Origin of the sequence: Sulfuriflexus mobilis (genome assembly GCF_003967195.1) — a bacterium.
In the GTDB taxonomy this organism is placed as follows: domain Bacteria; phylum Pseudomonadota; class Gammaproteobacteria; order AKS1; family AKS1; genus Sulfuriflexus; species Sulfuriflexus mobilis.
In genome coordinates this window covers 1,790,664-1,809,491 of the sequence record NZ_AP018725.1, presented here as the reverse complement: position 1 = coordinate 1,809,491, position 18,828 = coordinate 1,790,664, and the positions used below count along the sequence as shown (strand labels likewise).

Sequence of the window (18,828 nt, the reverse complement as noted above, 5' to 3'; positions counted from 1 at the left end):
TTAAGGACAGTATTAATATGTCTGTATCGATTAACGACCTCGCCTTGCCCGGCGTGCAGAAACTGCGCCCTTACGAATCCGGTAAGCCAGTGGATGAGCTTGAGCGCGAGTTGGGTATTACCGGTATTATCAAGCTGGCCTCGAATGAAAATCCGCTGGGCCCCAGTGCGCGCGTTGTCGAGTCACTGCGGGCACAAATGGCCGATCTGGCCCGTTACCCGGATGGTAATGGTTTTCAGCTCAAACAGGCCCTGGCGGCAATACACCAGATTGATGCCAGTCAGGTCACCCTTGGCAATGGTTCCAACGATATCCTCGAATTGATCGCCCGTGCCTTTGTCAGCACCGATAACGAAGTGCTGTTCTCTGAACATGCTTTTGCCGTTTATCCGATCGTTACGCAGGCCGTGGGTGCAACGGCGGTTGTCGTACCGGCAAAAGACTGGGGCCATGACCTTAAGGCCATGGCCGGGGCGGTCACCGAACGAACCAAGGTGATCTTTGTTGCCAATCCGAATAATCCAACGGGCAGCTGTATAGGTGCTGATGAACTCAGGTCGTTTATCCAGTCAGTGCCGACGAATGTGCTGGTTGTGATCGATGAGGCCTATTTCGAATACGCACAAGACCTGTTTGAGGGTTACCAATCGGCCAGCGGCTGGTTGCAGGATTTCCCGAACCTGATCGTCACGCGAACCTTCTCCAAGGCCTACGGCCTGGCCGGTTTGCGCATGGGCTATGGTGTCAGCTCGGCGAAGATATCGGATTTTCTCAACCGTGTACGTCAGCCGTTTAATGTCAATAGTTTTGCAATGGCCGGGGCACTGGCGGCACTGGAAGACAAAGAGCACCTGGATACCAGTTTACATATGAATCGTCGAGGCCTTGCCCAATACCAGACGGCCTTCAGGGCGATGGGTCTTAACTGGATCCAAACGGCAGGGAATTTTATCAGTGTCGACCTTAAACGTGATGGCCGTGAGGTCTTTAACCAACTTCTCCATGAAGGTGTGATTGCCCGCCCGGTGGATAACTACGGGTTGCCCAGTTTTCTGCGCATCACGATTAGTACAGGTGACGAGAATACGCGCTGTATTGAAGCACTGAAGAAGATATTAGCCAAGGAATCGAACAGATGATTAGTCGTCTTTGCATGATCGGTGTGGGCTTGATCGGTGGTTCCCTGTGTCGTGCATTGAAGGCGGCCGGGGCAGTGGGCAGCATTGTCGGCTGCGGTCGCGACCCAATGCAGCTTGAGCGGGCTGTTGAGTTGGGTGTGATCGATAGCTTTGAAACCGATATTGCCAAGGCAGTGAGCGATGCCGATGTGATCGTCGTCGCCGTGCCGGTGGGGGCAATGCCTGCGGTCTTCGCGGCGATTAAGGGCCATCTAAAGCCCGGCGCAGTACTCACCGATGTGGGTAGTGCCAAGGGCAGTGTGGTGCTGGCCGCCCGCGAAGTCTTTGGTGGCGACGAGAGTTATTTTGTCCCAGGCCACCCGATTGCGGGTACGGAAAAAAATGGTGTGGAGGCCTCGTTTGCCGAATTGTTTAATGAACAACGTGTCATCCTCACACCGCTTGAGGTTACGGACCCGGCCGCGACACAGGTCATACATAAGATGTGGCAGGCGGCAGGTGCCGAAGTCATCTCGCTGTCGGTTGAGCACCATGATGAGGTATTGGCGGCTACCAGCCATTTGCCGCACGTGATTGCCTACGCCCTGGTCGATACCCTGGCGCGTATGCACGAACGCCGCGAGATGTTCCAGTTTGCGGCAGGCGGCTTTCGTGACTTTACACGCATCGCCTCGAGTGACCCGCAGATGTGGCATGACATCTGTCTGGCCAATAAAGATGCCTTACTGGACATGATTCGGCGCTTCAGTATGGACCTGGCCGACCTGGCCAAGGCTATCGAGGATGAAGATAGCGCAACGATTAAAGCGACCTTTAACCGTGCCAAGCAGGCACGCGATCAATATTGTTGAGTTTTATCCATGAGTGGTTCTAATACAGTTTTTTATGTTGCAGCCGGTGGTGCCCTGGCGGGTACTGTTCGCGTTGCCGGTGACAAGTCGATCTCCCATCGCAGTATTATGCTCGGCTCACTGGCTGAGGGCGTGACCGAGGTGAACGGTTTTCTTGAAGGCGAAGACTGCCTGGCGACCATGAATGCCTTCCGGGCCATGGGTGTGAAGATTGACCACCTTGGTGAAGGCCAGGTACGTATTGAAGGTGTTGGCCTGAAGGGTCTGAAAAAACCGGCGGCGGCGCTGGACCTCGGTAACTCCGGGACCTCGATGCGCTTGATGAGCGGCATCTGCGCAGGGCAAGACTTTGACGTCACACTTATCGGTGATGCCTCGTTAAGCAAACGACCGATGCGCCGCGTGACAGATCCTCTTATGGCGATGGGGGCAAGGATCGAGACCAGTGAGGGGGGGACACCGCCATTGCGAATTTTCGGTGGCCATTCTCTCAAGGGCATGGATTATGTGCTACCGATGGCCAGCGCCCAGGTAAAATCCTGTGTGCTCCTCGCGGGTATGTATGCCGAAGGCGAGACCTGTACCACCGAACCGGCACCGACCCGCGATCATACCGAGCGCATGCTGAATGGCCTTGGTTATGCCGTACAGCGCAGTGGTGCCAGGACCTGCCTGCAGGGTGGGGGAACATTAAGCGGGACGCAGATTGATGTGCCGGCGGATATCTCCTCGGCGGCCTTTTTTATGGTCGGCGCCTCGATTGCACCGAATTCGGATATTACCCTGGAAAATGTCGGTATTAATCCGACCCGTGACGGGGTGATCACCATCCTGCGCGAGATGGGGGCGGATATCGAGGTCCTGAATCGCCGTGAGGTCTGCGGCGAGCCGGTGGCCGATATCCGCGTGCGTTCTGCCCGGCTGAAGGGCATTCACATCCCGGAGGTGCAGGTACCGCTGGCGATTGATGAGTTTCCGGCGATCTTTGTCGCCGCGGCCTGTGCCGAAGGCACGACGGTGCTGACCGGGGCCGAGGAGCTACGTGTGAAGGAGAGTGACCGCATCCAGGTCATGGCCGATGGCCTGCAGGTGCTGGGGATCCGTGCCGAGCCGACCGCGGACGGTATCCGTATTGAGGGTGGGCAACTGGGTTCCGGCACGGTGCAAAGCCACGGTGACCACCGTATCTCCATGTCCTTTGCCATGGCCGCCCTGCGCACCAGTGGGCCGATCACGATCGAAGACTGTGCCAATGTGAACACCTCGTTCCCCGGTTTCGTTGATTTGGCCGCACGCTGTGGCCTGAATATCACCCAGAACTAACATTAAAAAAATAATATAACTATCTGAAAAAAAAGGGAATGGAGATTTAAAAGTAAAGGAAGTTAATGTGAATACTGAACATGTACCATTACTGGCCATTGATGGCCCCAGTGGCTCTGGTAAGGGCACGGTGAGCCAGATCATCGCCCGACGCCTGGGCTGGCATTACCTCGATAGCGGGGCGCTTTACCGTGTACTGGCCCTGGCGGCCGAGAACCATACCCTGGCGCTGGATGATGCCGAATCACTGGAAACCCTGGCTGAGCACCTCGATGTGGAATTCGCCCTGGGCAAGGATGGCCAGACCGTCATTCTGCTCGAGGGTGAGCCGGTCACCGAGCAAATCCGCAGTGAAATAGTCGGAAATGCCGCCTCGATCGTCGCGGCCCTGCCGGGGGTGCGGGCGGCCTTGCTGGCACGTCAGCGTGCCTTTCGGGAAATGCCCGGTTTGGTGGCAGATGGGCGGGATATGGGCAGCACGGTTTTCCCCGATGCACCATTGAAGATTTTCCTCACCGCGAGTGCCGAGGCGAGGGCCGAAAGACGCTATAAACAGTTGAAAGAGAAAGGAATGAGTGTTAATCTCGCGCCTCTTTTAGAGGATATTGAACGCCGCGATTTGCGTGATAGTCAGCGTGGTGCCTCGCCGATGATAGCGGCCGAGGATGCGATTCTTCTTGATACCACTGAGCTTGATATTGAGGCCGTGGTGGCAAAGATACTGGAGCTCTGTCAGCAGCGCTTCGATTATGAGGAAACACCGTTAAGTCAGGATCTATAGATCCGGCTGAAGCCCGACCTCTTTTTTCGGCACGGTTAATGTAGTAGAAATCAGGTTTTTATTCATGAGTGAATCTTTTGCCGAACTCTTTGAACAGAGTTTATCCAATGACAAGATGCGTCCCGGCGCCATTATTAGTGGTCTCGTTATGGACATTAATGATGACTTTGTCATCGTCCACGCTGGCCTGAAGTCAGAAGGTGTTATCCCATTAGAGCAGTTCCTTGATCTGAATGGTGATATTGAAGTTTCTATTGGTGATGAGGTTGATGTAGCGCTTGATGCCGTTGAAGACGGTTATGGCGAAACCAAGCTGTCACGTGAAAAAGCGAAACGTAACGTAGCCTGGATCAAGCTTGAAGCTGCCCAGGAAGGCAATGAAACCGTCACCGGTATTATTACCGGCAAGGTCAAGGGTGGCTTTACCGTTGAAGTCATGGACATTCGTGCCTTCCTGCCGGGTTCCCTGGTTGATGTGCGTCCGGTTCGTGACACCACTTACCTCGAAGGTAAGCCACTTGAGTTCAAGGTTATCAAGCTGGATCGTGCGCGTAACAACGTTGTCGTCTCGCGTCGTGCCGTGGTTGAAACCGAATCGACTGCCGAGCGTGAAGAATTACTGGCCAACCTGCAGGAAGGTCAGAGTGTCAAGGGTATCGTCAAGAACCTGACTGACTATGGTGCATTCGTTGACCTGGGTGGTGTTGATGGTCTGTTGCATATCACTGATATGTCCTGGAAGCGCATCAAGCACCCAAGTGAAATTGTAAACGTTGGTGATGAAATCGACGTTAAGGTGCTGAAGTTTGATAAGGACCGCAGCCGTGTATCGCTGGGTCTGAAGCAACTCGGCGATGACCCATGGGTTGATATTGCACGTCGTTACCCTGAAGGTACACGCCTGTTCGGCAAGATCACCAATATTGCTGACTACGGTTGCTTTGTTGAAATCGAGTCTGGCGTTGAAGGCCTGGTTCACGTTTCAGAAATGGACTGGACCAACAAGAATATTCATCCATCCAAGGTTGTTCAGTTAGGTGATGAAGTTGAAGTCGTCGTGCTCGACATTGATGAAGAACGTCGTCGTATCTCCATGGGCATGAAGCAGTGTCAGGCCAATCCATGGGAAGACTTTGCTGAATCTCACAACAAGAACGACAAGGTTGTAGGTACCATCAAGTCTATTACTGACTTCGGTATCTTCCTCGGTCTTGAGGGTGGCATAGACGGTCTTGTGCACATGTCTGATATCTCCTGGAGTGTCCCTGGCGAAGAAGTTATCCGCAACTACAAGAAGGGTGATGAACTCGAAACGGTTGTTCTGTCTGTTGACCCTGAGCGTGAGCGTATCTCGCTGGGTATCAAGCAGATGGAGAAAAACCCGTTCTCTAACTATGTTGCTGAGCATGCCAAGGGCAGCATCGTTAAGGGTAAGATCATTGAAGTCGATGCCAAGGGCGCACGTATTGAACTGGATGATGGCGTAGAAGGTTACCTGCGTGCTTCAGATATCGCTCGCGACCGTGTTGAAGATGCTCGTACCGTTCTCAACGAAGGTGATGAGATTGAGGCCAAGTTTGTTGGTGTTGATCGTAAGAACCACACGATTACTTTGTCCATCAAGGCGAAGGATAGTGATGACGAGTCAGCTGTTCTGCAGGATTATTCCAACGGTGAAGACAGCGGCATGAAGGCCACTCTTGGTGATATCTTCAAGCAGCAGATGGAAGGTAAAGACTAAAACTGTTGCCGGTGCAGTCCATCGGGACTGCACCGGATGCAGCACTATAATTACAACAAGACGGGAATCAGAATAATGACAAAGTCTGAATTGATTGAAGTTCTAGCTCGCAAACAGAATCAGCTTCCATATAAAGACGTTGAACTTGCAGTGAAGACCCTGATTGAACAGATGAGTCAGTCTCTTGCGACGGGTAGTCGCATCGAGATTCGTGGCTTTGGCAGTTTCTCTCTTCATTTTCGGCCACCCCGTGTTGGTCGTAATCCTAAAACAGGCGAGTCTGTTTCCTTGTCAGGCAAGTATGTCCCACACTTCAAGCCGGGTAAGGAACTGCGCGAGCGCGTTAATGCCGCTGCGGCGAATAACGCTATTGTAGAAGCTTGATTAATACAGCGACCTGAACAATTCACGTAGCATTGCCTATGCTGACAATGCGCTGTAATACAATCAGGATACCTGTTGCTAATCGTTTATCACGGGAGAGCTTGCCATGGCGCGGCTAGTCAGTGCTTTTATTATCCTCCTGGTACTTCTGCTGGTACTTTTTTTTACTATTCTTAATGGTGAACCGGTAACGGTAAACTACTACTTTGGTGAAGTGCGGGCACCTCTCGCCCTGACAATTATTCTCGCGCTTGTCGGCGGTGCCATTCTGGGTTTGATTTCCAGCGTAGTTATTATCATGTCAACACGTCATGAAGTGTCTAAATTGCGTCGCCAGATCAAGCACACCGAGCAGGAACTCACGAATCTGCGTACCATGCCGATCAAGGACAAGCATTAATGCTTGAGTTGGTCGCATTATTATTGCCGATCGCTGCTGCCTCCGGATGGTATATTGCACGCCGCGATATGCGCAGGCAGCAACAGCGGGGTCGTCCCGATCTGTCATCGGACTACTTCAAGGGTCTGAACTTCCTGCTTAATGAACAGCCGGACAAGGCCATTGAGGTCTTTATCCAGATGCTTGAGGTAGATAGTGAAACGGTTGAAACCCACCTGGCCCTGGGTAACCTGTTTCGACGTCGTGGCGAGGTCGATCGGGCTATTCGTATTCACCAGAATATTATTGCCCGTCCAACCCTGAGTCGTGGTCAGCGTTCCCTGGCGCTCTATGAACTGGGACAGGACTATATGCGTGCAGGCCTGCTGGACCGTGCCGAGAACCTGTTTCAGGAACTGATTGAGCTGGGTGAATATAAAGCCGAGGCACTGAAACAGTTGCTCGAGATCTATGAACAGGAAAAAGACTGGTCAAAGGCTGTTGAAACGGCCCGTAGTTATGAGTTTGTGACCGGTAAACGTACTCATGTCGTGATTGCACATTATTATTGTGAACAGGCTGAGGCGGCTATTAGCCACCATGATATACGTACGGCGCAACAGGCCGTCAAGAAGGCATTGGCCGTCGACAAGTCTTGTGTGCGCGCCAGCCTGTTGCAAGGTGATCTTGAATCTTCGTCAGGTGATTGTAAGGCGGCTATTCGCGCCTATCGTGCTATTGAAGGGCAGGATGCGGGTTATATTTCCGAAGCCATTATTCCAATGGAGAAATGCTATCGTTCTATTGGAAAACTTACCGAGTATCGCCACTATCTTGAAGGCATTCTGAACCAGTATGGTGGAGTGACCGCTATGTTGGCCCTGGCCGAGTTAATGAAGAAGGAACAGGGTGAGCGTGCGGCCATGCAATTTATTATTGAAGAGTTGCGTAAGCGTCCCTCGGTGCGTGGTCTGGAACGACTCGTCGAATATAATATGCAAAATACTGAAGGGCCTGCGCGCGAGAATATGCATATTCTCAGTGACCTGATAAACAAACTCTCCACCCTGAAGTCATCATATAAATGTCAGGCCTGTGGATTTGAGGCCAAGGCCATGCACTGGCATTGTCCCAGTTGCAAACGCTGGAACAGTGTCAAGCCGTTGCAGGATATTGTAGAAAGCTGAGTATTGATTATGTCTAATTCTAATTCGCCCATTATTGTCGCCCTGGATTTTCCGGAAAAGGCCGCGGCCCTAGGCCTGGTTGAACAACTCGATCCCTCGCGTTGCCGATTGAAGGTTGGTAAAGAAATGTTTACCCGTCTGGGACCTGATTTTGTCGAGACACTGGCGGGTAAGGGTTTTGACGTGTTCCTGGATCTGAAATTCCACGATATCCCGAATACTGTGGCGGCGGCCTGCTCGGCGGCCTGTGATCTCGGTGTGTGGATGATGAATGTACATGCCAGTGGTGGTCGGCGCATGATGGAGGCCGCCCGTGAGGCGATCGAGAAATCCAGCCAGTCGCCGTTGTTGATCGCGGTCACGATCCTCACCAGTCTGAGTGATGAAGATATTAAGGAAGTGGGCTATATGGGCACCGCAGAAGAGAATGTGATGCGCCTTGCCAGACTGGCGAGTCACTCGGGAATGGATGGCGTGGTTTGCTCACCCAAAGAGGTAACAGCCCTGCGTGAAAGCCTCGGTAAAGACTTTGCCCTGGTCACCCCGGGCATTCGACCTGCCGGTTCGGCCACCGATGATCAGCGCCGTACCCTGACGCCTGCCGAGGCTATGGCTGCGGGTTCCAGTTACCTGGTGATTGGCAGACCGATTACCCAGGCTGACAAGCCAATGGGCGTTTTGCTTACAATAGAATCAGAAATTGCTTCCTTGCCGGGTATTGACCCTGCATCGCTGAATCCGTAACGTTGTCTTACCCCGACATGGAGTTTCGGGGATTATTCATAAAAGGAGAGTTACGATGAATCATTTACGCCGTCTTATTGGTGCGTTCGCACTACTGTTATCCACTGCTGTTTTTGCCATTGAGCCTGTTGATATTAATAGCGCTGATGCCCTGTCTCTGGCGCAAGCCATTCAGGGCGTCGGCCAGGCCAAGGCTGAGGCCATTGTTGCCTACCGCACGAAAAATGGCCGTTTCGCCTCGGTTGACGACCTGGCCAAGGTGAAGGGGATAGGCCTGCAGACGGTAGCGAAAAACCGTGATCGTCTGACAACGGGGGCAAAAACGGCCGCCGTGAGCGATAAAAAGTAGTCTGACACTATAAGGCGATAAGGATGCCGCCGAGTAGGGGATGACGGCAAGGCAAGGGCATGGATGCCAAAGCTGCCATTGCTAGTATAATCGACGGGCCCAATTGGGCCCGTTTTTTTACGGTTATCTATATCGCAGAGATGAAGGTCAGATTAGCACAGTGTAATCAGGCAATATCCTAATCGGACTATATCCGCTATAATGCACAATATAATCAGTCAGTTGTAGAAGAGTAGTAACCCAAAGTGCCTAAATCAGAAAACAAGCAAGCGCCTATAAAATCTAGCAATACCGTATGGCACTGCGCCACTGTCACCCGTGAGCGTCGTGAGGCACAAAATGGCCATCGCAGTGCGGTCCTCTGGTTTACCGGGCTTTCCGGCTCCGGAAAATCCACCCTTGCGCATTATGTTGAGGAAAAACTCCATGGAATGGGCTGCAGGACCTTCGTCTTCGATGGCGACAATGTCCGCCATGGTCTGTGTGGTGATCTGAGTTTCTCGGAGGAGGCGCGCAGTGAGAATATTCGTCGCATAGGCGAGATGTCGAAACTGTTTATTAATGCCGGCGTGATTGCCCTGACCGCCTTCATTTCCCCCTCGCACGAAGACCGGCAGAAGGTCAGGGACCTGGTCGGTGATGATTTTATCGAGATCTATTGTGATTGCCCCATAGAGGTTTGTGAAGAACGTGATGTGAAGGGCCTGTATAAAAGGGCGAGGGCCGGTGAAATCAAGGAGTTTACTGGCATTTCCGCTCCTTATGATGTCCCCAGGTCGGCAGAAATTGTTGTGGATACGAGCGGCAGTCTTTCGCTTGATGACTGTGCAGAGACGATTATTGCATGTCTTAAAGCACGCGGCGTTTGGTTATAAATAGAGTTTTTCTTCCGGACTTCGTTCCGTTTATCACGGCGACGAATAAACCATAATATTCGCAGTGATTATTGGATAGTATAAGTATTTGTTTCTCAATCTATTCCCTTGTTTTTTCAGTTAAATTTTGTTTAAATCTCGACTATGTTCATAGAATGAACGCCATGATCAGAGATAATCGGCTATTTGACCGTAAATATTATAAATGACTGAAATAAAAGCAAATAGTAGGTCATGGTATCTTGTCTATACCAAGCCTAAACAGGAGACTGTGGCTCAACAGCAGCTTGAGCAGCAGGGCTATGTCACCTATCTCCCCATGATAATGAATGTAAAACGTCGAAATGGCCGTCGTCGCCATGTCAATGAGCCATTTTTTCCCCGCTACCTGTTTATTCACCTTGATCAGAGCCATGACAACTGGGCGCCCATTCGCTCAACCCTAGGCGTCTCAACATTGGTACGTTTCGGCCAAATGCCGACGCCAATCAGCGAAGAAATCATCGAGGCGATCCGTAGTCGTGAAAACCCGGATGGTTTGCAGCATGTTAAAGATGAAATCAGCAAGGGTGTCAACGTACGGGTACTGGATGGGCCAATGGCGGGTCTTGAGGGCGTATTTGTTGCCAGGACAGGTGAGCAACGTGTGATGTTACTGCTTGAGTTAATGGGTAAGACGACACGTGTACAAATAGATATGGAGGCAATTGAGGTAGTTAGTTAACTATTATCTCAATAATCTCCTATGAATAATAAAGAATTTAAAGAAGAAGAAATTACACTAAGTGTGCTTGATGCGATAGGCCGCAAGAGTGATATCAGTCAGCGTCATCTGGCACGGGAACTCGGTGTTGCACTGGGTCTTGCCAATTCTTATTTAAAACGCTGTGTACGCAAGGGGCTTATAAAGATCAGTGATGCACCAGCGAATCGATACTTGTATTACCTGACACCAAAGGGTCTCTCCGAAAAGGGACGTTTAACGGCCTGGTATTTGAAAAACTCATTTTCTTTTTATCGAGAAGCGGGTGAGTCATGCCGCAATGCATACGTTCAATGTAAGGAGAACGGTTGGAACAGGATAGTTTTGTGTGGCCTTTCGGATTTGGCTGAAATAGCCATTCTTCGCTCCTATGATAGTGGGATTGATATTGTGGCTTTGTATGACCCACATACTGAGCATGTTCGATTTATTAACAACGATGTTTATCACGACCTTGCTATGTTGCCAGAACATGATGGATACCTGATAACTGATTTGAATGCGACAAAAATTAGTTATGAACACCTAATATCAAAGGTAGACCCTGCAAAGGTCATCGTTCCGGACGTGTTGCGTCTGGATAAACAAAATAGTTCACAAAGTCTCTAAAAGAGATTTCCGTGATGGACCGACTATGCGGGGCATTAATGATGCACTGTAGGGCGGTAGCGTGCCTGATGATGAATTATATGATAGATAACAATTATGCAAAATAAGCTTGCTATAATCGGCCTTGGCTATGTAGGCCTGCCTCTTGCTGTTGAATTTGGTAAACGGCTGGATACGATAGGTTTCGATATCAACCCTGGTCGTATTCAAGAACTGCGTGATGGCGAAGATCGTACTCTTGAAGTAGAGCCAGAAGAGCTTAAACAAGCATCGAAGCTCTGCTACACAACAAATTCAGATGATATCCGTGACTGTAACATTTATATTGTCACCGTCCCAACACCTATTGATAAAGACAAATGCCCTGACTTAACCCCACTTATCAAAGCAAGTGAGACGGTGGGCAAGCTACTCAGCGTCGGTGATATTGTCATCTATGAATCCACCGTCTATCCCGGTGCAACCGAAGAGGTATGTGTTCCGATACTGGAACAGTTATCCGGTCTCACTTATATTCATGCCGATAACTGCAAACAGATAACGAAAGGGTTTTATTGTGGTTACAGCCCGGAGAGGATCAATCCTGGCGATAAGGAACATCGCGTCACTAGCATAAAGAAGGTGACATCTGGCTCTACACCGGAAATAGCAGACAGGATAGATACTCTGTATCAAACCATCATCACTGCAGGCACCCATAAGGCAAGCAGTATCAAGGTAGCGGAAGCCGCTAAGGTTATTGAAAATACTCAGCGGGATGTCAATATCGCCTTAATCAATGAGCTCGCATTGATATTCAATAGACTAAATATTGATACGGAAGAAGTCCTGAAAGCGGCTGGGTCAAAATGGAATTTCCTTCCGTTTCGCCCTGGCCTCGTTGGTGGGCACTGTATCGGCGTCGACCCATATTATCTAACGCATAAGGCGATTGAAGTCGGCTACCGTCCCGAGATGATCCTGGCCGGCCGGCGGCTGAATGACAGCATGGGTAATTATGTGGCGGAACAGGTCTCAAAATTGATGACCAAAAAACGTATACATGTGGTTGATGCAAACATTCTTATTATGGGGCTCACCTTTAAAGAGAACTGCCCAGATCTTCGCAACACGCGTGTTGTTGACCTTGTCGAAGAGTTTAAAAATTTTAACTGTAACGTTGATGTCTTTGATCCATGGATAGACAAGGCTGAAGCTAAACATGAGTATGACATTATGCCTGTTGATAAGCCGATAGAAGGAAAATACGATGCCATCGTCCTTGCCGTTGCCCATGACGAGTTTAGGGAAATGGGCGCACAACAGCTAAGGAGACTGGGGAGGGAAAACCATGTTTTGTACGATATAAAATACATCCTGAATGCAGATGAAGTGGATGGAAGATTATGATGAGGAAATCCTGGAAACTTGAGGCGCATCTTAAATCTAACCAATATGCCTGTTTTTGTTATAGGTATAGAGTGTATGCAGCACGACGCATCAAATTTAAATCAGACTAGATTTTACAGGTTGGACAATATGAAAGCAGTCATATTAGCGGGTGGTTTAGGGACGCGTATAAGCGAGGAAACATCGACTCGTCCAAAGCCTATGGTAGAAATTGGCGGCAAACCTATTCTGTGGCATATCATGAAATCCTATTCAGCCCATGGTATTCATGATTATATTATTTGTTGCGGTTATAAGGGCTACGTAATCAAAGAATATTTTGCCAACTACTTCTTGCACATGTCAGATGTAACCTTCGATATGCAGAACAACAAGATGGAAGTCCATCAGCAGAATGCAGAGCCATGGCGCGTAACACTGGTTGATACGGGTGATAACAGTATGACCGGAGGTCGTTTGAAGCGAGTGGCGGATTATGTGAAAGACGAAGAGGCATTCTGTTTTACCTATGGCGATGGTGTCTCTGATATCGATATATCCGCGCAGCTGACCTTTCACAAGCAGCATGGCAAGCGCGCAACAGTCACCGCGGTTCAGCCTCCCGGTCGTTATGGCGCGCTTGATATGGATGGCAAGTCAGTGCGCGGCTTTATTGAAAAGCCGCAAGGTGATGGCGGCTGGATTAACGGTGGTTTTTTTGTCTTGTCACCAGGCTGCATAGACCTGATCGAAAATGATAAGTCATCATGGGAAGGCGAACCACTGAGTCAACTTGCTGCTCAGGGTGAGCTGATGGCTTATGAGCATAGCGGCTTCTGGCAGCCGATGGATACACTTCGCGACATGAATCACCTGGAAGAACTTTGGCAAAGCGGTAAGGCACCATGGAAGGTATGGAAATGAATCCGGAATTCTGGCGTGGTAAGCGCGTTTTTCTGACGGGACATACCGGCTTTAAAGGCGGCTGGCTTTCCCTGTGGCTTCAATCCATGGGCGCAGAAGTGCATGGCTACGCGCTCAATCCGCCTACGGATATCAATATATTTTCTGTGGCGAAGGTGAGCGAGGGCATGGCGAGCAGCGTCATTGCAGACCTACGTGAACCGGACAAGCTCAGCCAGGCAATGCAGCAGGCGAGACCAGAGGTTGTTTTTCATCTCGCTGCTCAACCCCTGGTGCGTTACTCCTACACGCAACCTGTAGAAACCTATGAGGTGAACGTGATGGGAACCGTGCATATGCTCGAGGCAGTGCGTGCCACGCCCGGTGTAAAAGCAGTAGTGAATGTTACAACTGATAAATGCTATGAAAACCGGGAATGGGTATGGGGTTATCGCGAAGATGAGGCGATGGGCGGCTTCGACCCTTATTCAAGCAGCAAGGGTTGTGCAGAGTTGGTGACATCGGCTTATCGGCAATCATTTTTAGAGCCGGCGGGCATCGCCCTGGCAAGTGCCAGAGCGGGGAACGTGATTGGCGGGGGCGACTGGGCAGAAGATCGTTTGGTTCCTGATTTCCTGCGGGCCTCGGATGCCGGTGAAACACTCACGATACGTTCTCCAAACTCTACGCGACCCTGGCAGCATGTGCTGGAACCATTGTCTGGATATTTGATGCTGGCAGAACAGCTTTGTACTAAGGGCACTGGATTTTCTGAAGCCTGGAATTTTGGGCCAGCAGATGACGATGCGCGGCCGGTAAAGTGGATAATTGAGCGCATGGCCGAAATGTGTAAAGCCGTAAATTGGCAGCGCGATGAGTCGCCGCAACTTCATGAGGCAAATTATCTTAAATTAGATAGTAGCAAGGCACGCAGTCAGCTGAGCTGGCAGCCACGCTGGCGACTGCAAACGGCATTACAAAAAACATTGGAATGGCATGAGGCATGGCGGCAAGCCAAGGACATGAGATTGGTCACATTAGGACAAATAAATGATTACCAGTCTGCAAGACAAGATGATTAATCATGTCACGTTTTGATTTTATTCAGACGCCATTGTCTGGCCTGATGGTAGTGCAGCGCAAAGCGACAGAAGACCATCGGGGATACTTGTCACGCCTTTACAGTGCTGAGGAATTTTCGGAGGCAGGATTTAACAAACCAATAGCTCAAATTAACCAGACTCTCACACGAAAAAAAGGTGCGGTTCGCGGCCTACATTTTCAGCACCCTCCATATGCCGAGACAAAATTTGTGAGTTGTTTGAAGGGTGAGGTACTGGATGTGGCCGTAGATATCCGGAGCGGATCGCCTACCTTCCTGCAGTGGCATAGCGAAATTCTTTCCGCCACTAACCGTAGGGGTTTGCTCATTCCTGAAGGTTATGCGCACGGTTTTCAGGCGCTGACTGAAGACTGCGAGCTGATTTACCTGCACACCGCGGCCTATCATCCCGAGGCAGAAGGCGCGCTTAATGTAGCAGACCCAAGGTTGGGTATTGTCTGGCCTTTGCCTATTGATGACCTTTCAGAGCGTGATCGAAACCACTCATTATTAGACCAGGATTACCAAGGACTTGTTTTATGAAGTGCCGCCATTGCCAGACCGAATTAACGCTGCCATTGATCGATCTGGGTACGGCACCTCCGTCCAATGCTTATCTCACCCAGAAAACCTTGCATGCACCAGAAAAATATTTCCCTTTGCGGGTACTGGTGTGTACAGAATGCTGGCTGGTACAAACAGAAGACTATGCTGGGGCAGATGAGTTGTTCTCGGCTGATTACGCATACTTCAGTTCGTTTTCAACAACCTGGTTAAAACATGCCGAACAATATGTTGCGAATATGGCACAACGCTTTGCGCTAGACGGAAACTCCCATATCGTCGAGGTGGCTGCGAATGATGGCTACCTGCTGCAATACGCAAAAGCACGAGGAATTCCCTGCCTGGGTATTGAGCCCACGACCAGCACGGCGGAGGCGGCACGCAGCAGGGGGATTGAAATCGTTGAAGAGTTCTTTGGTGTGAAACTGGCCCAGCGTCTTGCCGCACAAGGCAAGCAAGCCGATTTGACCGCGGCGAACAATGTACTGGCGCATGTGCCAGATATTAATGACTTTGTTGAAGGTTTTGCGGTGTTGTTAAAACCGAACGGCGTGGCGACTTTTGAGTTCCCGCACCTGCTGCGGCTGGTATCCGAGAACCAGTTTGACACCATTTACCATGAGCACTATTCCTATCTCTCGCTGACTGCAGTGAAGAGAATCTTTGAGCATAATGGCCTGAGTGTATTCGATGTGGAAGAATTACCTACACATGGCGGAAGTTTACGTGTCTATGCACAACGCAAGGATTCTGGTGCACACGAGACAAGCCAGAATGTCATGAAACTATTGGAACGTGAAACAGAAGCAGGCATGAGCAGTACAGCGTTCTATGCTGGTTTTCAGGCCAAGGCGAATAAAGTCAAAAACGATATACTGGTTTTTCTGATTGATGCCCAGCAGGCAGGCAAAATGGTTGCCGGCTACGGTGCTGCTGCCAAGGGAAATACCCTTCTGAATTATGCTGGTGTGAGGCCTGATCTAATTCCTTACGTGGCAGATCGAAATCCCGCCAAGCAAGATAAATTCCTGCCCGGTTGTCGTATTCCTATTGTTGCGGAGTTACATCTAGAGCAAAGCCGACCAGATTACGTGCTGATCCTGCCCTGGAACTTGCGTACAGAGGTGATCGAGCAATTGGCCTATATTCGCGAGTGGGGCGGCCAGTTCGTTACTGCGGTGCCGCATCTGGAGATCGCATGAAGTCCCGTATTCACTATACTAAGCCTTCCATAACCGAACTAGAGGTCCGTTACGCTACTGATGCGGCCGCCAATGGTTGGGGCGAGAAATGTTACGAGTACATCAATCGCTTTGAGGAGGCGTTCAAAGATCATCTTGATGTTAAGTACGCGATCGCGACATCAAGTTGCACTGGGGCACTCCACATGGGTATGGCAGCATTAGGAATTGGCCCTGGTGATGAAGTTATCATGGCCGACATTAATTGGATTGCTACGGCTTCACCGATAGTCCATTTGGGTGCAAAACCAGTTTTTGTCGATATTCTTCCTGATTCCTGGTGCCTTGATCCGAAGCTGGTCGAGGAAGCGATTACGCCCAACACAAAGGCAATAGTTGCTGTCCATTTGTACGGTAATCTTTGTGAGATGGATAAGTTGCTCGCTATTGGCGAAAAACATAGCATCCCAGTTATAGAGGATGCCGCCGAAGCGATCGGATCCATCTACCATGGTAAGCGTGCGGGATCGATGGGGAAATTCGGCGCATTCTCATTTCATGGCACCAAAACGCTCACAACAGGTGAAGGGGGGATCTTCGTCACTAACGACGCAGTTTTATATGAACATGTACTTACGTTGAGTAATCATGGGCGTGCGCGAGGACAGACTAAGCAGTTTTGGCCGGATATGGTTGGTTTTAAATATAAGATGTCGAACATCCAGGCAGCGATCGGCTGTGCTCAGATTGAACGTGCCGACGAATTGACTCGCCGTAAGCGTGAGATTCTTTCGTATTATCGTAGTCGTTTGGAAATTTTTTCGGGTTTATCCATGAATCCAGAGCCAGTAGATACGGTCAATGGTGCCTGGATGCCAACGATAGTATTTGATCAACAAACAGGTGTTACACGTGAAGAACTTCAGAATACATTTGCCGAAGAGAACATTGATGCAAGAGTCTTTTTTCATCCACTATCAAGTTTGCCAATGTTTGAAGGGAAAATATATACACCGGTATCTTCAGATATTCCTGCAAGGGCAATTAATTTACCCAGCTTTCATGATATTTCAAAAACCGAACAGGATCGTGTAGTCAATGTGATTGAGAGCATTTTGAATGACTAAATTGTTTGTTATATGGGGGTGTGCAGGTCACGCAAAGGTTTTGGTAAGCCTGATTAAATCTCAGGGCGGGCAGGTTGTTGCATTCTTTGATAACAATGAGGTTTCTTCAATATTACCAGATGTTCCCATTTATTTTGGAGAAGCTGGATTTAATACATGGCTTTCCAAATCACAAGGGTTATTAAATGTAACGGGACTTGTGGCGATTGGTGGACATAGGGGGAGTGATAGAATTGAAATTCAACATATGTTTCGCTCAGCAGGCTTAAAATTAGAACCTTTAATTCATCCTAACGCTTTTGTGTGCAATACGACCACGATTGGTGAAGGAAGCCAAGTGCTGGCCCAGGCTGTGGTGGCCGCTGATAGCAGGTTGGGAGATGCATGCATTATCAATCATAAAGCATCAGTAGATCATGAATGTGTTTTAGGTGATGGTGTCCATCTTGCTCCCGGAGCCACGGTTTGTGGTTGTGTCACAATTGGAGACAACGTCATGATAGGAGCTGGGTCGGTTGTATTGCCAAGACTGAAAATCGGTCCTGGTTCGATAATAGGGGCAGGTGCAGTTGTAACAAAGGATGTTCCTGATGGGTTAATTATTGTCGGCAACCCTGGAAGACCTATATTCTGAGTAAACGTATGAATTATTTGGAGACAAAAATGAACTTATATGATCAATTCAAACAAGAGTGTCGAACAGAAATTGATTTGATGGGCCGAGATAAAGAATTAAATAAATTATCACTTCAGTGGGTCAATCATGTAAATGCTTGCAAGTACTCTTATCATTTCGAATGGCAAGGTCGCCCCATTATTCAGTACCCTCAAGACATGGTGGCGATGCAAGAGCTGATATGGTCAATTAAGCCAGATCTCATCATTGAAACCGGCATTGCGCACGGTGGCTCGCTAATTTTTAACGCCTCCATGTTGGCGCTGCTAGATATGTGTGATGCCATTGAGGCTGGTGAAAAGGTTGATCCGAATATTTCGCACCGTAAGGTGCTTGGCATCGATATCGATATCCGTTCCCACAACCGTGAGGCTATCGAGGTGCATCCTATGGCATCGCGTATTCAGATGATACAGGGCTCCAGCATTGCGCCCGATATTATAGAGCAGGTACGCCACGCCGCCGCGAATTATTCGCGAGTGCTGGTTTGTCTCGATAGTAACCATACTCACGACCATGTACTGGCTGAACTGCAGGCCTACGCGCCACTGACAAGCAAAGACAGCTATTGCGTGGTGTTTGATACCGTGATCGAAGACATGCCGGAAGAAATGTTCCCAGACCGCCCTTGGGGGCCTGGTGATAACCCAAAGACGGCAGTGTGGGAATATCTGAAGACACATTCTGAATTTGAGATCGACAAGAGCATTCAGCATAAACTGCAGATTACCGTGGCACCGGATGGGTATTTAAAACGCGTTAGCTAAGGCCCAGTCAATAAC

21 protein-coding genes are annotated in these 18,828 nt (G+C 49.7%); all 21 read left to right on the top strand.

Annotated features, from left to right (window positions below):
- Window positions 1-17: 17 nt before the first annotated feature.
- A complete protein-coding gene (gene hisC, locus EL386_RS08945; RefSeq protein ID WP_126455436.1) occupies window positions 18-1,139 on the top strand; it encodes a histidinol-phosphate transaminase in 1,122 nt (373 codons plus the stop codon).
- Window positions 1,136-1,990: a prephenate dehydrogenase gene (locus EL386_RS08940; RefSeq protein WP_126455434.1), complete on the top strand. Its 855-nt coding sequence runs from the start codon at window positions 1,136-1,138 to the stop codon at window positions 1,988-1,990. Before hisC ends, EL386_RS08940 begins: the two co-directional genes overlap by 4 nt.
- 9 nt (window positions 1,991-1,999) lie before the next feature.
- Entirely contained in the window at window positions 2,000-3,313 is a 1,314-nt protein-coding gene (gene aroA / locus EL386_RS08935) for a 3-phosphoshikimate 1-carboxyvinyltransferase (protein ID WP_126455432.1), read from the top strand.
- Between the two features lie 67 nt (window positions 3,314-3,380).
- Window positions 3,381-4,094, top strand: coding sequence for a (d)CMP kinase (gene cmk / locus EL386_RS08930; RefSeq protein WP_126455430.1), 714 nt, complete (start codon window positions 3,381-3,383; stop codon window positions 4,092-4,094).
- Window positions 4,095-4,158: 64 nt separating this feature from the next.
- Entirely contained in the window at window positions 4,159-5,835 is a 1,677-nt protein-coding gene (gene rpsA / locus EL386_RS08925; protein ID WP_126455428.1) for a 30S ribosomal protein S1, read from the top strand.
- A gap of 75 nt (window positions 5,836-5,910) precedes the next feature.
- Window positions 5,911-6,219, top strand: coding sequence for an integration host factor subunit beta (locus EL386_RS08920; protein ID WP_126455426.1), 309 nt, complete (start codon window positions 5,911-5,913; stop codon window positions 6,217-6,219).
- 106 nt (window positions 6,220-6,325) lie between these two features.
- Window positions 6,326-6,619: a LapA family protein gene (locus EL386_RS08915; protein ID WP_126455424.1), complete on the top strand. Its 294-nt coding sequence runs from the start codon at window positions 6,326-6,328 to the stop codon at window positions 6,617-6,619.
- Entirely contained in the window at window positions 6,619-7,785 is a 1,167-nt protein-coding gene (lapB, locus tag EL386_RS08910) for a lipopolysaccharide assembly protein LapB (RefSeq protein ID WP_126455422.1), read from the top strand. Before EL386_RS08915 ends, lapB begins: the two co-directional genes overlap by 1 nt.
- Before the next feature lie 9 nt (window positions 7,786-7,794).
- Window positions 7,795-8,529 (top strand): orotidine-5'-phosphate decarboxylase, encoded by a 735-nt coding sequence (gene pyrF, locus EL386_RS08905; protein ID WP_126455420.1) that lies wholly within the window; start codon window positions 7,795-7,797, stop codon window positions 8,527-8,529.
- 55 nt (window positions 8,530-8,584) lie between these two features.
- Complete coding sequence (locus tag EL386_RS08900; RefSeq protein ID WP_126455418.1) at window positions 8,585-8,878, top strand: ComEA family DNA-binding protein; 294 nt, start codon at window positions 8,585-8,587, stop codon at window positions 8,876-8,878.
- Between the two features lie 275 nt (window positions 8,879-9,153).
- Window positions 9,154-9,753 (top strand): adenylyl-sulfate kinase, encoded by a 600-nt coding sequence (gene cysC / locus EL386_RS08895; RefSeq protein ID WP_126457298.1) that lies wholly within the window; start codon window positions 9,154-9,156, stop codon window positions 9,751-9,753.
- A 205-nt stretch (window positions 9,754-9,958) separates the two neighbouring features.
- Window positions 9,959-10,477 carry a transcription/translation regulatory transformer protein RfaH gene (rfaH, locus tag EL386_RS08890; RefSeq protein ID WP_126455416.1) on the top strand — a complete coding sequence of 173 codons (519 nt, stop codon included), beginning with the start codon at window positions 9,959-9,961 and terminating at the stop codon, window positions 10,475-10,477.
- Window positions 10,478-10,498: 21 nt separating this feature from the next.
- The gene (locus EL386_RS08885) at window positions 10,499-11,125 is read left to right on the top strand and encodes a winged helix-turn-helix transcriptional regulator (protein ID WP_126455414.1); all 627 of its coding nucleotides are present in this window, start codon (window positions 10,499-10,501) and stop codon (window positions 11,123-11,125) included.
- 96 nt (window positions 11,126-11,221) lie between these two features.
- Window positions 11,222-12,514, top strand: a complete 1,293-nt coding sequence (tviB, locus tag EL386_RS08880; protein WP_126455412.1) for a Vi polysaccharide biosynthesis UDP-N-acetylglucosamine C-6 dehydrogenase TviB — start codon at window positions 11,222-11,224, stop codon at window positions 12,512-12,514.
- Between the two features lie 129 nt (window positions 12,515-12,643).
- Complete coding sequence (gene rfbF, locus EL386_RS08875; RefSeq protein WP_126455410.1) at window positions 12,644-13,417, top strand: glucose-1-phosphate cytidylyltransferase; 774 nt, start codon at window positions 12,644-12,646, stop codon at window positions 13,415-13,417.
- Window positions 13,399-14,478 (top strand): CDP-glucose 4,6-dehydratase, encoded by a 1,080-nt coding sequence (gene rfbG, locus EL386_RS08870; protein WP_232020182.1) that lies wholly within the window; start codon window positions 13,399-13,401, stop codon window positions 14,476-14,478. The genes rfbF and rfbG overlap by 19 nt, the downstream gene beginning before the upstream one ends.
- A 2-nt stretch (window positions 14,479-14,480) precedes the next feature.
- Complete coding sequence (gene rfbC / locus EL386_RS08865; RefSeq protein WP_126455408.1) at window positions 14,481-15,041, top strand: dTDP-4-dehydrorhamnose 3,5-epimerase; 561 nt, start codon at window positions 14,481-14,483, stop codon at window positions 15,039-15,041.
- The gene (locus EL386_RS08860) at window positions 15,038-16,264 is read left to right on the top strand and encodes a class I SAM-dependent methyltransferase (RefSeq protein WP_126455406.1); all 1,227 of its coding nucleotides are present in this window, start codon (window positions 15,038-15,040) and stop codon (window positions 16,262-16,264) included. The genes rfbC and EL386_RS08860 overlap by 4 nt, the downstream gene beginning before the upstream one ends.
- Window positions 16,261-17,370: a DegT/DnrJ/EryC1/StrS family aminotransferase gene (locus EL386_RS08855; RefSeq protein WP_126455404.1), complete on the top strand. Its 1,110-nt coding sequence runs from the start codon at window positions 16,261-16,263 to the stop codon at window positions 17,368-17,370. Before EL386_RS08860 ends, EL386_RS08855 begins: the two co-directional genes overlap by 4 nt.
- Window positions 17,363-18,004, top strand: coding sequence for an acetyltransferase (locus EL386_RS08850; RefSeq protein WP_126455402.1), 642 nt, complete (start codon window positions 17,363-17,365; stop codon window positions 18,002-18,004). The genes EL386_RS08855 and EL386_RS08850 overlap by 8 nt, the downstream gene beginning before the upstream one ends.
- 29 nt (window positions 18,005-18,033) lie before the next feature.
- Complete coding sequence (locus EL386_RS08845) at window positions 18,034-18,813, top strand: cephalosporin hydroxylase family protein (RefSeq protein ID WP_126455400.1); 780 nt, start codon at window positions 18,034-18,036, stop codon at window positions 18,811-18,813.
- Window positions 18,814-18,828 lie beyond the last annotated feature (15 nt).

What these genes read in the sequence shown, in the direction of transcription:
- EL386_RS08885 (WP_126455414.1), top strand. Translation starts at nt 10,499, where the DNA reads ATGAATAATAAAGAATTTAAAGAAGAAGAAATTACACTAAGTGTGCTT.
- pyrF (WP_126455420.1), top strand. Translation starts at nt 7,795, where the DNA reads ATGTCTAATTCTAATTCGCCCATTATTGTCGCCCTGGATTTTCCGGAA.
- EL386_RS08845 (WP_126455400.1), top strand. Translation starts at nt 18,034, where the DNA reads ATGAACTTATATGATCAATTCAAACAAGAGTGTCGAACAGAAATTGAT.
- EL386_RS08850 (WP_126455402.1), top strand. Translation starts at nt 17,363, where the DNA reads ATGACTAAATTGTTTGTTATATGGGGGTGTGCAGGTCACGCAAAGGTT.
- aroA (WP_126455432.1), top strand. Translation starts at nt 2,000, where the DNA reads ATGAGTGGTTCTAATACAGTTTTTTATGTTGCAGCCGGTGGTGCCCTG.
- rfbG (WP_232020182.1), top strand. Translation starts at nt 13,399, where the DNA reads ATGGAAGGTATGGAAATGAATCCGGAATTCTGGCGTGGTAAGCGCGTT.
- EL386_RS08860 (WP_126455406.1), top strand. Translation starts at nt 15,038, where the DNA reads ATGAAGTGCCGCCATTGCCAGACCGAATTAACGCTGCCATTGATCGAT.
- EL386_RS08855 (WP_126455404.1), top strand. Translation starts at nt 16,261, where the DNA reads ATGAAGTCCCGTATTCACTATACTAAGCCTTCCATAACCGAACTAGAG.
- rfbC (WP_126455408.1), top strand. Translation starts at nt 14,481, where the DNA reads ATGTCACGTTTTGATTTTATTCAGACGCCATTGTCTGGCCTGATGGTA.
- hisC (WP_126455436.1), top strand. Translation starts at nt 18, where the DNA reads ATGTCTGTATCGATTAACGACCTCGCCTTGCCCGGCGTGCAGAAACTG.
- EL386_RS08940 (WP_126455434.1), top strand. Translation starts at nt 1,136, where the DNA reads ATGATTAGTCGTCTTTGCATGATCGGTGTGGGCTTGATCGGTGGTTCC.
- rfbF (WP_126455410.1), top strand. Translation starts at nt 12,644, where the DNA reads ATGAAAGCAGTCATATTAGCGGGTGGTTTAGGGACGCGTATAAGCGAG.
- rfaH (WP_126455416.1), top strand. Translation starts at nt 9,959, where the DNA reads ATGACTGAAATAAAAGCAAATAGTAGGTCATGGTATCTTGTCTATACC.
- rpsA (WP_126455428.1), top strand. Translation starts at nt 4,159, where the DNA reads ATGAGTGAATCTTTTGCCGAACTCTTTGAACAGAGTTTATCCAATGAC.
- lapB (WP_126455422.1), top strand. Translation starts at nt 6,619, where the DNA reads ATGCTTGAGTTGGTCGCATTATTATTGCCGATCGCTGCTGCCTCCGGA.
- EL386_RS08915 (WP_126455424.1), top strand. Translation starts at nt 6,326, where the DNA reads ATGGCGCGGCTAGTCAGTGCTTTTATTATCCTCCTGGTACTTCTGCTG.
- tviB (WP_126455412.1), top strand. Translation starts at nt 11,222, where the DNA reads ATGCAAAATAAGCTTGCTATAATCGGCCTTGGCTATGTAGGCCTGCCT.
- EL386_RS08920 (WP_126455426.1), top strand. Translation starts at nt 5,911, where the DNA reads ATGACAAAGTCTGAATTGATTGAAGTTCTAGCTCGCAAACAGAATCAG.
- EL386_RS08900 (WP_126455418.1), top strand. Translation starts at nt 8,585, where the DNA reads ATGAATCATTTACGCCGTCTTATTGGTGCGTTCGCACTACTGTTATCC.